Origin of the sequence: Aquibium sp. A9E412, assembly GCF_030398335.1 — a bacterium.
Taxonomy (GTDB): Bacteria; Pseudomonadota; Alphaproteobacteria; order Rhizobiales; family Rhizobiaceae; genus A9E412.
Map to the genome: position 1 here is coordinate 1 of NZ_JAOAOP010000005.1, position 12,981 is coordinate 12,981.

General features: G+C 72.1%; 14 protein-coding genes and 1 other RNA gene. 7 read left to right on the plus strand and 8 right to left on the minus strand.

What is annotated here, in order from left to right; genetic code table 11:
- Nucleotides 1–26: 26 nt before the first annotated feature.
- Nucleotides 27–257, minus strand: coding sequence for a hypothetical protein (locus N1F89_RS03710; RefSeq protein ID WP_290081563.1), 231 nt, complete (start codon nt 255–257; stop codon nt 27–29).
- Nucleotides 258–394: 137 nt separating this feature from the next.
- A complete protein-coding gene (locus N1F89_RS03715; protein WP_290081564.1) occupies nt 395–628 on the minus strand; it encodes a hypothetical protein in 234 nt (77 codons plus the stop codon).
- Nucleotides 629–915: 287 nt separating this feature from the next.
- On the opposite strand from N1F89_RS03715, the gene ssrS reads away from it, so the two are divergent.
- From ssrS to N1F89_RS03735, 4 genes are all read left to right on the plus strand, one after another.
- Nucleotides 916–1,072: non-coding RNA, 6S RNA (gene ssrS / locus N1F89_RS03720), on the plus strand.
- A 69-nt stretch (nt 1,073–1,141) separates the two neighbouring features.
- Nucleotides 1,142–1,729: a 5-formyltetrahydrofolate cyclo-ligase gene (locus N1F89_RS03725; protein WP_290081566.1), complete on the plus strand. Its 588-nt coding sequence runs from the start codon at nt 1,142–1,144 to the stop codon at nt 1,727–1,729.
- A gap of 8 nt (nt 1,730–1,737) precedes the next feature.
- A complete protein-coding gene (locus N1F89_RS03730) occupies nt 1,738–2,568 on the plus strand; it encodes a YmdB family metallophosphoesterase (protein WP_290081567.1) in 831 nt (276 codons plus the stop codon).
- 70 nt (nt 2,569–2,638) lie between these two features.
- Nucleotides 2,639–3,415 carry a TerC family protein gene (locus N1F89_RS03735; protein WP_290081570.1) on the plus strand — a complete coding sequence of 259 codons (777 nt, stop codon included), beginning with the start codon at nt 2,639–2,641 and terminating at the stop codon, nt 3,413–3,415.
- 40 nt (nt 3,416–3,455) lie between these two features.
- Here the strand turns inward: N1F89_RS03735 and N1F89_RS03740 are convergent, their stop codons facing one another.
- Nucleotides 3,456–4,292, minus strand: a complete 837-nt coding sequence (locus tag N1F89_RS03740) for an MBL fold metallo-hydrolase (RefSeq protein WP_290081572.1) — start codon at nt 4,290–4,292, stop codon at nt 3,456–3,458.
- A 199-nt stretch (nt 4,293–4,491) separates the two neighbouring features.
- On the opposite strand from N1F89_RS03740, the gene N1F89_RS03745 reads away from it, so the two are divergent.
- The gene (locus N1F89_RS03745; protein WP_290081574.1) at nt 4,492–5,241 is read left to right on the plus strand and encodes a YebC/PmpR family DNA-binding transcriptional regulator; all 750 of its coding nucleotides are present in this window, start codon (nt 4,492–4,494) and stop codon (nt 5,239–5,241) included.
- 100 nt (nt 5,242–5,341) lie between these two features.
- Here N1F89_RS03745 and N1F89_RS03750 read toward each other — a convergent pair whose 3' ends face one another.
- Complete coding sequence (locus N1F89_RS03750; protein WP_290081575.1) at nt 5,342–5,962, minus strand: YdeI/OmpD-associated family protein; 621 nt, start codon at nt 5,960–5,962, stop codon at nt 5,342–5,344.
- 208 nt (nt 5,963–6,170) lie between these two features.
- Nucleotides 6,171–6,392: a 50S ribosomal protein L31 gene (gene rpmE, locus N1F89_RS03755; protein WP_290081576.1), complete on the minus strand. Its 222-nt coding sequence runs from the start codon at nt 6,390–6,392 to the stop codon at nt 6,171–6,173.
- Nucleotides 6,393–6,593: 201 nt separating this feature from the next.
- On the opposite strand from rpmE, the gene N1F89_RS03760 reads away from it, so the two are divergent.
- Both N1F89_RS03760 and N1F89_RS03765 read left to right on the plus strand, forming a co-directional pair.
- Nucleotides 6,594–8,399, plus strand: a complete 1,806-nt coding sequence (locus N1F89_RS03760) for an ABC transporter transmembrane domain-containing protein (RefSeq protein ID WP_290081578.1) — start codon at nt 6,594–6,596, stop codon at nt 8,397–8,399.
- Entirely contained in the window at nt 8,396–8,881 is a 486-nt protein-coding gene (locus N1F89_RS03765) for a hypothetical protein (protein WP_290081579.1), read from the plus strand. The genes N1F89_RS03760 and N1F89_RS03765 overlap by 4 nt, the downstream gene beginning before the upstream one ends.
- Here N1F89_RS03765 and N1F89_RS03770 read toward each other — a convergent pair.
- From N1F89_RS03770 to N1F89_RS03780, 3 genes are read right to left on the minus strand one after another with little or no spacing between them, the layout of a single operon-like run.
- Nucleotides 8,869–10,524, minus strand: coding sequence for an FAD-binding dehydrogenase (locus N1F89_RS03770; protein ID WP_290081580.1), 1,656 nt, complete (start codon nt 10,522–10,524; stop codon nt 8,869–8,871). The two genes, N1F89_RS03765 and N1F89_RS03770, sit on opposite strands and share 13 nt — an antisense overlap.
- Nucleotides 10,525–10,563: 39 nt before the next feature.
- Entirely contained in the window at nt 10,564–11,943 is a 1,380-nt protein-coding gene (locus tag N1F89_RS03775; protein WP_290081582.1) for a mechanosensitive ion channel family protein, read from the minus strand.
- 5 nt (nt 11,944–11,948) lie between these two features.
- Entirely contained in the window at nt 11,949–12,980 is a 1,032-nt protein-coding gene (locus N1F89_RS03780) for a peptidoglycan -binding protein (RefSeq protein WP_290081583.1), read from the minus strand.
- Between the last annotated feature and the right edge of the window lies 1 nt (nt 12,981).

The window sequence follows — 12,981 nt, forward strand, 5'->3', positions numbered from 1 at the left end:
GGGGGGGGGGGTGCGGATCGGCCGGATCAGCGGCCGTAATTGTCGTCCCAGACGATCGGGCCGCGCTCGCGCGGCGCCATCCCGTCGCCCATGTCGGGCGCCACCGAGGACGTCGTCATGCGGTCGACGGAGGCGGCGCCGTTGAAGCGGTCGAGCACGTTCGCCGAATAGTCGCCCTGCAGGAAGGGGGCCTGCTGCGCGGCGGCGGCGCCGGCGAAGGTCAGCGTGGCGGCGGCTGCGATCAGGATGCGTTTCATGGTCTCGTTCCTTTCTGTCTGTCGGTCTCGCCGCGCCGCCGGAACGCGGGAAGTCGCTCCGGCGGGGGCGGCGCTGCCGCGGGATGCGGCGTCGTGGGGAGGAGTCACGGCACCGCGCGGCGGAAGTTTCGCTTCGCTCAGCGGCCGTAGTCCTCGTCGAACGCCGTCAGGCCCGCGTCGGCGCGCGGCGCGCGCTCGATGCCGGCGGTGGTGAAGCGGTCGACGCCGGCGCCCACGGCGACGCCGCTGGCGCCGTTGTAGTGGTCGAGCACGTTGGCCGAGTAGTTGCCCTGCAGGACCGGCGCCTGCTGCGCGGCGGCGGCGCCGGCGAAGGCGACGGTGGCGAAGGCGGCGATGAGGATGCGGTTCATGATGGTGTCCCTTCTGCTGCGGGCTGCCGTTGCGGCCTCGGCCCGCGGTTGCTGGTGTCGATCCGGCGGTGCCCCGCGGGGCCGGCCGCCGTCGATGAGCGGAAGATGGGTCCGCTGGCGAACACGTTCAAAACAACAGGACGCGAGCGCGGGGTGACCTTCCGGTCGCGGCTTCGTGACCGGATTCGTGCTTGAAAAACAGTCTGTTCGCCTGTCAGTGAACAATGCCGGCAAAGATCGCCGTTGCCCTCTGGCGCGGCCCGCCGGCGCGCCTTATATTCCGCCTCGGCGTTCTGCGCCTCGCGACAGGAGTAACATTCCCCGGGGCCTTATCGATCCTAAAGGGAGCTGTCCCTGTTCGGACCCGTGGGTCCTTTCATACGGCGCCCACCTACTTTGTAGGTTCCCGGGATCGACCTCTCCATCGGTTGCCGCGGATCGCCTCTCTTTCCCCTTCGCCCGGGCCGCGCCGCGGTCTTGCCCGTCCGCGCGGCGGCGGCTATCGAGGCGGCGATGGGGACGTCCGACCAACAGCTCAAGAAGACGCTGCGCGCCGAGGCGCTGGCACGGCGCGACGCGCTCGACGTGCGCTGGCGCATCGAGGCCTCGCTGGCGATGGCGGAGACGGCCGAGGCGCTGGCGGTGACGCCGGGCACCATCGTGTCGGGCTTCTGGCCGATGCGCTCGGAGGTCGACGTGCGGCCGCTGATGGCCGCGCTCGGCGCGGCCGGCGCGCGGCTGTGCCTGCCGGCGATCCTCGACCGCACGACGATCGTCTTCCGCGAGATGGCGCGCGGCGCGCCGCTCGTCGACATGGGATACGGCACGCAGGGGCCGGGGCCCGACGCCGCCGTGCTGGAGCCGCTGATGATGCTGGTGCCGCTCGCCGCCTTCGACGCGCGCGGCCACCGCATCGGCTACGGCGCCGGCTACTACGACCGGGCGATCGCCGCGCTGCGCCAGCGCGGCGTCGCGCCGCGGCTCGTCGGCGTCGCCTTCGACTGCCAGGAGGTGGCGCGCGTGCCGGACGAGCCGCACGACCAGCCGATCCCCGAAATCCTGACCGAAAGCGGCTTGCGCCGCCTCGGCGCCGACCTATAGATGGGCCGATGAGACTGCTGTTCCTCGGCGATCTGGTGGGCCGTTCCGGCCGCACCGCGGTCTGGGAGAGGCTGCCCGGCCTGATCTCGGATTTCCGGCTCGACTTCGTGATCGTCAACGGCGAGAACGCGGCCGGCGGCTTCGGCATCACCGAGGAGATCTTCCGCCGCACGCTCGACGCCGGCGCCGACGTGGTGACCACCGGCAACCACGTGTGGGACCAGCGCGAGGCGATCGAGTTCGCGCCGCGCGAGGACCGCTTCCTGCGGCCGGCCAACTTTCCGCGCGGCACCCCGGGGCGCGGCTCCGGCGTCTACCAGGCGCGCAACGGCGCCCGCGTGATGGTGGCCAACATCATGGGCCGCGTCTTCATGCATCCCGAGCTCGACGATCCCTTCCAGGCGGCCGAGGCGGAGCTTGCCGCCTGCCGGCTGGGCGAGCACGTCGACGCCGCGGTGGTCGACTTCCACGCCGAGGCGACGTCGGAGAAGATGTGCTTCGCGCATTTCGTCGACGGCCGCGTCTCGGCGGTCATCGGCACGCACACCCACCAGCCGACGGCCGACCACCAGATCCTGTCCGGCGGCACGGCCTATCTGTCGGACGCCGGCATGTGCGGCGACTACGATTCCTCGCTCGGCATGGACAAGGAGGAGCCGCTCCACCGGTTCCTGTTCAAGGTGCCGCGCGGCCGCTTCGAGGCGGCGGGCGGGCCGGCCACCATCTGCGGGCTCGGCGTCGAGATCTCCGACCGCACGGGGCTGGCCGAGAAGGTGGCGCCGCTGCGCCTGGGGCCGCGCCTGGAAGAGGCGGTGCCGGCCTTCTGGAGAGGCAACTGATGGCCCGCCGGGCCGTTACGGACCGGCGCCACACGCACGCCTTTCATCCCGTCAACGCTGGGGGAGCACCATGAGCTGGCTCATCGAGCATTTTTCCTTCGTCTCCAACCCGCAGGCCTGGGTGGCGCTCGCCACGCTGGTGGTGCTCGAGATCGTGCTCGGCATCGACAACCTGATCTTCATCTCGATCCTGACCAACCGGCTGCCGGAGGCGCAGCAGGCGCGCGCGCGGCGCATCGGCATCGCCGGCGCGCTGGTGCTGCGGCTGCTGCTGCTCGGCACCATCTCCTTCATCGTGCAGCTCACCGACCCGCTGTTCGAGCTGTTCGGCCACGCCTTCTCGTGGCGCGACCTCATTCTGCTGGCCGGCGGCATCTTCCTGGTCTGGAAGGCGACCAAGGAGATCCACCACTCCGTCGATCCCTCGGACGGCAAGGAGAACATGGTGGGCCGCGCGGCGACGCTGACGGCGGGCGCGGCGATCGCCCAGATCCTGCTGCTCGACCTGGTGTTCTCGATCGATTCCATTATCACCGCCGTCGGCATGACCGACGAGATCGCCATCATGTTCATCGCCGTCATCGCCGCGGTGACGGTGATGCTGATCGCCGCCGAGCCGCTGTCGCGCTTCATCGCCGACAACCCGACGATCGTCATGCTGGCGCTCGCCTTCCTGCTGATGATCGGCATGACGCTGATCGCCGACGGCATGGGCTTCCACGTGCCCAAGGGCTACATCTACGCGGCGATGGGCTTCTCGGCGCTGGTCGAGGCGCTCAACATGCTGGCCCGCCGCAAGCGGCGGCGCGAGCGCGCGCTGCAGGCGGAGGGCGCCGGCGGGCACTGACAGGTGCGGGGGGCGGCCGAGGCCGCCCCGGCGGCCGCCGTCAGACTCCGTCCAGGATGACGATGGTGGGACGCCGCGGCAGGCTCGACAGCGACACCGACAGCGAGCGCGTGTCGCGGAAGTCGACGTCGAAGGCCTCGCCCATCATCGCGGTGAAGCTGCCGATCGGCGTGGCGTGCCGGTGCATCGGCAGCACGATCGAGGCGTAGAGCCGCTGCGTGATCTCGCTCATGCCCGGAAGCGACATGGTCATGCCGCCGTCGATCGGCACCATGACCACGTCGAGCCGGCCGATCGCGGCGTAGTGGGCGTCCTCCAGCCGGTGGTGCAGGTGGCCGAGATGGCCGATGCACAGCCCGGCCACCTCGAAGATGAAGATCGAGTTGGCGTTCGGCTCCATGGTGCCGTAGCGGCGGATGTCGGTCGTCACGTTGCGGATGTAGACGTCGTCGACGACCAGCGCGTGGCGCGCCGGTCCGCCGTCGGGGTTCCAGCCGGGCAGCACGTGCTCGATGCGCGGGTCGGGGAAGGGCGTGAAGTGGGTCGAGTGCGCCTTGTTCATGGTCGCCACCCGCGGCGGCGGCTCGGCGCCGTAGCGGCCGCTGAAATCGGTGGCGATGCGCACGCCGCCGGGCGTGTCGATCAGATAGGTCGAGTGGCCGGCATAGGTGATGGTGACCGCGGCGTCGCGTCCGCCGGCCGGTGCCGCCGCGGCGCCGGGCGCCAGGCTGGCGTAGACGACGTCGGGCAGCGCCTCGGCCACCGCTAGGCAACTGCTGGCGACCGGCTCGCCGTCGGCCTGGGCGTGCGCGGGGGCGGCGGCGGCAAGCGCGCCGAGAGCGAGGGCGAAAGCGGCGACAAGGCGGAGCGGATGCATCACGGGCCTCCCGGGCAACGGCATTGCGGTCGTCGTCAGAGGCGCATGGTAAGCCGCTCCGCGGGCTGCCGTGCGGGCCGCCGCGTTCAACTTTTCGCGAGCGCGCCGTCCGCGCGCGACTTCTGGACGCTCGCCGGCAAATTCACTATAACGCGCGCCATTCCGGAACAAACGGCGTGTCTTTTCGAACAGGAGCCCCATGGCCGGCCATTCGCAATTCAAGAACATCATGCACCGCAAGGGCCGTCAGGACGCGGCCAAGTCGAAGATGTTTTCCAAGCTGGCGCGCGAGATCACCGTCGCTGCCAAGGAAGGCCTGCCCGATCCGGCGATGAACCCGCGGCTGCGCCTGGCGGTGCAGAACGCCAAGGCGCAGTCGATGCCCAAGGACAACATTGAGCGCGCCATCAAGAAGGCCTCCGGCGGCGACGGCGAGAGCTACGAGACCGTGCGCTACGAGGGCTACGGGCCGGGCGGCGTGGCGATCATCGTCGAGGGCCTGACCGACAACCGCAACCGCACCGCCTCCAACGTGCGCGCCGCCTTCACCAAGGCCGGCGGCTCGATGGGCGAGACGGGCTCGGTGGCCTTCATGTTCGACCGCGTCGGCGAGATCGTCTATCCGGCCGGTGCGGGCGACGCCGAGCGCGTGATGGAGGCGGCGATCGAGGCCGGCGCGGAGGACGTCCAGTCCGACGAGAACGGCCACGTCATCACCTGCGCCTTCGAGGACATCGGCGACGTGACGGGCGCGCTCGAGGCCGCGCTCGGCGAGGCGGAATCGGTGCGTCCGGTGTGGCGGCCGCAGACCGGCACCCCGGTCGACGAGGAGCGCGCCCAGTCGATCCTCAAGCTGATCGCCACCCTCGAGGACGACGACGACGTGCAGAACGTCTACGCCAATTTCGAGGTCGACGACGAGACGATGGCGCGGCTGAGCGCCGCCTGAGGCGGACCGGCGGCGGCCGCGCGCGACGGCCCGGTGCCGCCGGGCGGGGGCGTCCCGCGCCGCATGCACGCGGGCGAAGCCGGCACGACGAGGCCCCGCGTCAGCGCTCCGTCGCGCCCTTGCCGGCAATGATCCTGTCGCGGAACTTCTCGATCCGGTTCACGCGGGTCTCGGGCTTCTTCGCGCCGTTGAGGTCGATGACATAGCTCTTCTGGCGGCCCCGCGTCAGCGCGTGGAACGCCTCCGCCAGCGCCGGGTCGGCGTCCAGCGCCGCCACGAGCTCATCGGGCAGCGGCAGGGCGCCGTCGTCCTTCGGCGGCTTCCTGCCGGCCTCGGCGTGGCCCTTCGCCTCCTCCAGATAGGCGCGGATCACCGGCTCCATCCTCGCGGGCCCGTCGTTGGAGGTGAAGCGGATCATGTCGGGATGGCGGGTGTTCGGCCCCTGCCTTTCCAGAACGCCCTCGGGGTCCTCCAGCAGTGCCGCGTCGAAGAAGCTGAGACGGAAGTTGCTCTGGAACGCGCCGATGATCGCGATGTTGCGGCCGGCGTGCATGTAGCAGGGGTGCCCCCACTTGACCGTCTCCGCGAGCCCGGCGGCAAGGCAGATGTCGCGAAGCCTCGCAAGGCCGCTCTGCCAGACCCGCGTCGAGCAGCCTTGCGTGTCGAAGCGCCCGCACCGCCCGCAGCCTTTCGCGAAATAGTCTTCGATGTCGGTGATCATCACCGGGGCGTGATAACACGCGCCCCCGCCGGTTGCCAAAGGGTGGCGGGCCGGGCTCGCCGTCGCCGTTCGCCGGCCCGTCATTCCGGCGATCGAGGCCCGGAGCGTCTCCAGGCGCCGTCGACACCCGGTCGCCGCTCCAGCGTTGCGGCAAGAAAAAAGGCCCCGCGCGGGGGGCCTTTCGTCGTTTCGCGCGAGGCGCCGGGGCTCAGATGCCGAGGCCCTCGTAGCGCTTCTTGAACTTCGACAGCCGGCCGCCGCGGTCGAGCAGCGTCTGCTGGCCGCCGGTCCAGGCGGGGTGCGTCGTGGGGTCGATGTCGAGGTGCAGCGTGTCGCCCTCCTTGCCCCAGGTCGAGCGCGTCTCGTACTCGGTGCCGTCGGTCATGACGACCTTGATCGTGTGGTAGTCGGGATGGATGTCGGCTTTCATCGGTCTGTCCTGCGGGTCCTTGGATCTGTCCTGCGGCGGGCGCCGGCGCGGCGGCTGCGGCAAAGTCGCCCGCACGCAAAAACTTGAAGCCGCGGCCGCGGGCGGCTACGGCTTCCGATGCGTCGGCGACGCCTATACATCAGCCGGCATGCGAGCACAAGGCCGGGGCCCGGCGGCAGAAAAAGACGAGACGAGCGGCAGATGGCGCAGACAAGCCCCCTCACCGACGAGCAGAAACGCCGTTCGCTGCGCCCGCTGCGGCGGCTGTTTCCTTATCTCGGGCGCTATCGCGGGCTGCTGGCCGGCGCGGTGTTCTTCCTGGTGCTGGCGGCGGCGACCACGCTGACCCTGCCGGTCGCCGTGCGGCGGATGATCGACCATGGCTTCTCGGAAGCCGATTCCGCCTTCATCGCCAACTACTTCACCATGCTGATCGTGATCGCGGCCGTGCTCGCCTTCGCCTCGGCCTGCCGCTACTACTTCGTCATCACGCTCGGCGAGCGCGTCGTCTCCGACCTGAGGCGCGACGTCTTCAGCCACGTCACCGAGCTGTCGCCCGGCTTCTTCGACCGCGCCCAGACGGGCGAGATCGTCTCGCGGCTCACGGCCGACACGACGCAGATCAAGTCGGCGGTCGGCGCCACCGCCTCGACCGCGCTGCGCAACGTCATCATGGGCATCGGCGCGGTCGCCATGATGGTGGTGACCAGCCCGCGGCTGTCGCTGCTGGTGGTCGTGGCGATCCCCGTCATCATCTTTCCGCTGGTCGCCTTCGGCCGCTCGGTGCGGCGCAAGTCGCGCTCGGCGCAGGACACGCTGGCCGCCGCCACCGCCTATGCCAGCGAGCATATCGGCGCCATCCGCACGCTGCAGGCCTTCACCAACGAGGCGCTGGTGACCGACCGCTACGGCGGCGCGGTGGAGCGCGCCTTCAGCGCGGCGCGCTCGGCCGTGTTCGCGCGGTCCTTCCTCACCTTCTTCGCCATCTTCGCCACCTTCGCCTCGGTGGTGGCGGTGCTGTGGGTCGGCTCGCGCGCGGTGCTCGACGGCGGCATGACGCCCGGCACGCTCGGCCAGTTCCTGCTCTACTCGGTGCTGGCGGCCGGCGCGCTCGGCGCGCTGTCGGAGGTGTGGGGCGAGCTCAGCCAGGCGGCCGGCGCGGCCGAACGGCTGACCGAGCTGCTGATCGAGGAGCCGGCGATCGCCGTGCCGGCCGACCCAACGCCGCTGCCCGAGCCGGCGCGCGGCGCCGTCGTCTTCCGCGACGTGCGCTTCGCCTATCCCTCGCGTCCCGACCGGCCGACGCTCGAGGGGCTGAGCTTCGCCGTCGAGCCGGGCGAGACGGTCGCGATCGTCGGGCCGTCGGGGGCGGGCAAGAGCACCGTGTTCTCGCTTCTGCTGCGCTATTACGATCCGCAGTCGGGCGCGGTCTCGATCGACGGCGTCGACCTCGCCGAGGCCGATCCGGCGGCGGTGCGCCGGCGCATCGCCATCGTGCCGCAGGACGTGGCGGTGTTCGCCGCCAGCGCCGGCGACAACATCGCCTTCGGCCGGCCCGGCGCCAGCCAGGCCGAGATCGAGGCGGCGGCGCGCTCGGCGCTCGCGCACGACTTCATCGCCGCGCTCGACCAGGGCTACGACACGCCGGTCGGCGAGCGCGGCGTCACGCTGTCTGGCGGCCAGCGCCAGCGCGTGGCGATCGCCCGCGCCATCCTGCGCGACGCGCCGGTCCTGCTGCTCGACGAGGCCACCTCGGCGCTCGATTCCGAGAGCGAGACGCTGGTGCAGACGGCGCTGGAGCGGCTGATGGAGGGGCGCACGACGCTGGTCATCGCGCACCGGCTGGCGACCGTGCTCAAGGCCGACCGCATCCTGGTGATGGACGGCGGGCGCATCGTCGAGCAAGGCACGCACGAGAGCCTGGTGCGCAAGGGCGGCACCTATGCCCGGCTCGCCCGGCTGCAGTTCGAGAGCGGAGCCGGCGCCTTCCGCGGCGCGGCGGAATGAGCCCGGCGCTGGCCGCCGCGCTCGCCACGGTCGCCGCGGCGGCGCCGGAAGACAGCAGCGACTGGTGGCTCATCGGCAGCACCGCGATGCGGCTTTGCGGCATCGCCGCAGCCGAGCCGCAGGATGTCGATCTGCTGGCTGGACGGGAGACCGCGCTGGCGTTTCTCGCGCGCCTCGGCGTGGCGGCGGAGCCGGCAGCCGCGCCGCAGGCCGGCGCGCGCTTCGCCTCCGATCCCTTCGTCCGCGTGCGGCGCCCCGGGGCGCTCGACATCGAGGTGATGGGCGATCTGCGGGTGCGCGACGGGCAGGGCTGGCAGTGGGTGCGCCTTGCCACCCGGCGCCCGGTCGCGGTCGCCGGCGGGCGGGTGTTCGTCGCCGAACCCGCCGAGCAGGCCGCGCTGATGCGCCTGTTCGGCCGCTCGAAGGATCGCGCCAAGGCGGCGCTGATCGAGCGCGCGCTGGCGGACGGTCAGACCGCCTGAGCGGCGTGCCGGCCGGCCGCCCGGCCGGAGAAGATGCAGCCGCCGAGAAAGGTGCCCTCCAGCGCATTGTAGCCGTGATAGCCGCCGCCGCCGAAGCCGGCCGCCTCGCCGGCCGCGTAGAGGCCGGGAACGACGGCGCCGTCGGCGTCGAGCGCGCGCGCGTCGAGATCGGTGTGCAGCCCGCCCAGCGTCTTGCGCGTCAGCACGTTGAGCCGCACCGCGATCAGCGGCCCGTTCGCCGGGTCGAGCAGCTTGTGCGGCGCGGCGGTGCGGATCAGCCGGTCGCCGAGATAGCCGCGCGCGCCGCGGATGGCGGTCACCTGCGCGTCCTTGCAGAAGGGGTTGTCGAGCTCGCGGTCGCGGGCGGCGATCTGGCGCTCGATGTGGTCGGCGTCGAGCCGCCCGTCGCCGGCGAGCGCGTTCATCGCCGCGACCAGCTCGGGCAGCGTGCGGCGCACGATGAAGTCCTCGCCCCGTTCCTTGAACGCCTCGACGGGCGGCGGCGCGCCGGCGCCGCGCCGGCTCTTCAGCACCTGGCGCCAGCTGCCGGACGTGAGGTCGGGATTCTGCTCGGAGCCCGACAGGGCGAACTCCTTCTCGATGATCTTCTGGGTGAGGATGAACCAGGAATAGGCGTGGCCGGTGGCCAGGATGTGGCGCAGCGTGGCGAGCGTGTCGAAGCCGGGCAGGCAGGGCGCCGGCAGCCGGTTGCCGGCGGAGTCGAACCACATCGAGGAGGGGCCGGGCAGGATGCGGATGCCGTGGTTCGGCCAGATCGGCGCCCAGTTGCGCACGCCCTCGGTGTAGTGCCACATGCGGTCGGCGTTGACGACGGCGGCGCCGGCCTCGGCGGCGATGCCGATCATGCGGCCGTCGACGTGGTCGGGCACGCCGGCGACCATCTCGGCCGGCGGCGGGCCGAGTCGGTCTTGCGGCCAGTTCTGCCGGACCAGCTCGAAATTGCCGCCGATGCCGCCCGAGGCGACGACCACGGCGCCGGCCGACAGCGCGAACGCGCCGACCGGGTCGCGGCCGGAGGACTGGCCGCGCGCGACCGTGGAGGGGGCGAGCACGGTGCCGGCGACGCCGGTGACGGCGCCGTTGTCGCGCACCAGGCGGTCGACGCGATGGCGGAACCTGAGCGCGATGCGGCCGGCGGCGGCATGCGCGCGCACGCGCCGCTCGAACGGCGCGACGACGCCCGGCCCGGTGCCCCAGGTGATGTGGAAGCGCGGCACCGAATTGCCGTGGCCATGCGCGTGGCCGCCGCCGCGCTCGGCCCAGCCGACGACGGGAAACCAGCGCATGCCCATGCCGTGCAGCCAGGAGCGCATCTCGCCGGCGGCGAAATCGACATAGGCTTCGGCGACGCGGCGCGGCCAGTGGTCCTCGGCACGGTCGAAGCCGGCCGAGCCGAGCCAGTCCTGCCAGGCGAGCGCACGGCTGTCGCGGATGCGCAGCCGGCGCTGCTCGGGGCTGTCGACGAAGAACAGGCCGCCGAGCGACCAGAAGGCCTGGCCGCCGACGCTGTTGTCGCCCTCCTGCTCGACGATGACGACGCGCCGGCCCGCGTCGGCCAGCTCGGCGGCGGCCGCCAGCCCGGCGAGCCCGGCCCCCACCACGATCGCGTCCGCATCGGCCATGGCCACTCCTCCCCCCTGTCGCGCCGCGCCGGAGCGCGGCTATTCGATCTCCTGCGGCGCCCGCTCGTCGAGAAGGTCGTTGCGGTCGGAGCGGGCGCGCTCCTCGGCCGCCTTGCGGCTGATGACGGTCTCCGCCCCGGTTGCCGCGGCCTGCGTCGTCTCGGCGGCGGCGGGCGGCGGCTCCGGCGCCGGTCGGGCCGGCGGCGTCCCGGCGGGCGGCCCGGCCATGCCTTCCAGGCGCACGCGGTAGCCCGGTTCGGGCAGCGCGTAGCCGGCCTGCTCGAGGGCCAGCTTGACCAGGCGGATCGCCTCGCTGCGGGCATGCACGAAGCTCGTCACCGACTGGTCGACCCAGCCGGTGAAGGCGAGCGCGACGGTGGAATCGCCGATCGTCTCGATCCACGCGTCGGGGGCGGGGTCGTCGAGCACGAAGGGCTGCTCGGCGAGCGTCGCCAGCCCGAGGTCGAGCGCGGCGCGCAGGTTGGCCGCCGGGTCGATGCCCAGCGCGACGGTGAAGCGGCGTTCGGGGTTGCGCGTGTAGTTGCGGATGATGCCCTTGAAGACGACGGCGTTGGGGATGCGGATGTGGTTGCCGTCGAGGTCCATCAGGATGGTGGCGCGCGAGGTCAGCATGATGACGCTGCCCTCCTCCTCGCCGATGCGGATGTAGTCGTTCGGCCGGAACGGCTGGCGCACCGACAGGAGGATGCTGGCGATGTAGTTCTCCACCGTGTCGCGCACCGCGAAGCCGACGGCCAGGCCGACGATGCCGGCCGCACCCAGGATGGTGCCGAGCAGCGCGGTGGCGCCGAGGATGTCGAGCGCGACCAGCGCGCCGGCGGCGACGAAGACGATGCGCACGAGCTGGCGCATGAGGCCGGCGATGAAGGCGTTCGGCGCCAGCCGGCCCCACGGCCAGTCGCGCGCCGCCACCCAGGCGCCGGCCAGCGCGATCAGCGCGAACAGCAGCCCGGCGACGGCGACCAGCGGCAGATAGCCGGCGAACTGCGCCAGCCGCGCGGCGAGCCGCTCGTAGACCGGCACGATGCGCTCGGAGACCGCGGTGGTCTCCTCGATGGCGTTGCGCACCGCGACGACGCCCTCGACGCGGCCGGCCAGCTCCTCCGCGCGCAGCGCCAACTCGGCCTCCGCGACGGTGCCGCGCAGCGTGACGACGCCCGAGCGCACGGTGGCCGAGACCTGCGCCAGGCCGTCGATCTCGTCGAAGATCGCCTCAAGCCGGCGGTCGATGCGGATGTCGGCGTCGGCGTCGGCGCCGGTCTCGCCGGCGGCGCTGATCGGCCCGGCCGGCTGGTTCTGCGCGCCGGCGGGCAGCGCGGCGGCGAGGGCGAGCAGCAGCGCGAGGACGAGGGCGGCCGCGCCGGAACGCCTGACGTCCGCCCCGCCGCGCCCGGCCATCACGGTCAGCGCTCGGTCAGCTTGAGCTCGATGCGCCGGTTGCGCGCGCGCGCCTCCGGCGTATCGGCCTCGTCGAGCGGCTGGAATTCGCCGAAGCCGGCGGCGACCAGCCGCTCGGCCGGCACGCCGTTGTCGATCAGGAACTTGACGACCGAGGTGGCGCGCGCGCTCGACAGCTCCCAGTTGTCGGCGAAGCGGCCGCTGCCCGACACCGGCACGTTGTCGGTGTGGCCGTCGACGCGCAGCACCCAGTTGATCTCCGGCGGGATCTCGCGCTGCAGGTCCTTGATCGCCTCGGCGAGCTTGCGCATCTCCTCGCGGCCGGCGTCGTTGATGACGTCGGAGCCAGACGGGAACAGCACCTCGGACTGGAAGACGAAGCGGTCGCCGACGATGCGGATGTTCTCGCGGTCGGACAGGATCTCGCGCAGCCGGCCGAAGAAGTCGGAGCGGTAGCGGTTGAGCTCCTGCACGCGCTGGGCGAGCGCCACGTTGAGCCGGCGGCCGAGGTCGGCGATCTTGGCGTTCGATTCGCGGTCGCGCTCCTCGGAGATCTCCAGCGCCGCCTCGAGCGCGCCGATCTGCTGGCGCAGGGCGGAGATCTGCTGGTTGAGAAGCTCGACCTGCGACAGCGCGCGCTGGCTGATCTGGCGCTCCTCGTCGAGCCGCTCCGACAGCGCGCCGACGCGCGCGCTGGCCGCCTCGCTGCGGCCGGCGTCGCGGGCCAGAAGCTCCTCGAGGCGCGAGCGCTCGGCTTCCGTTTCCGACAGCGAGGCGCGCAGGCTGGCGAGCGCGTCCTCGGCGTCCTGGGTGTTGGCGCGCTCGAGCGCCAGAAGCTGGGTCAGCTCGTTGATCTGGGCGTTCAGCCGGTTGAGCACGGCGTCCTTGCCGGTGATCTCCTGGCTCAGGAAGAACTGCGCCAGCACGAACACCGACAGCAGGAACATGATGGCGAGCAGCAGCGTCGCCAGGGCGTCGACGAAGCCCGGCCAGTAGTCGACCCCGCGGTCGCGACGGCGTGCGCGCGCCAGCGCCATG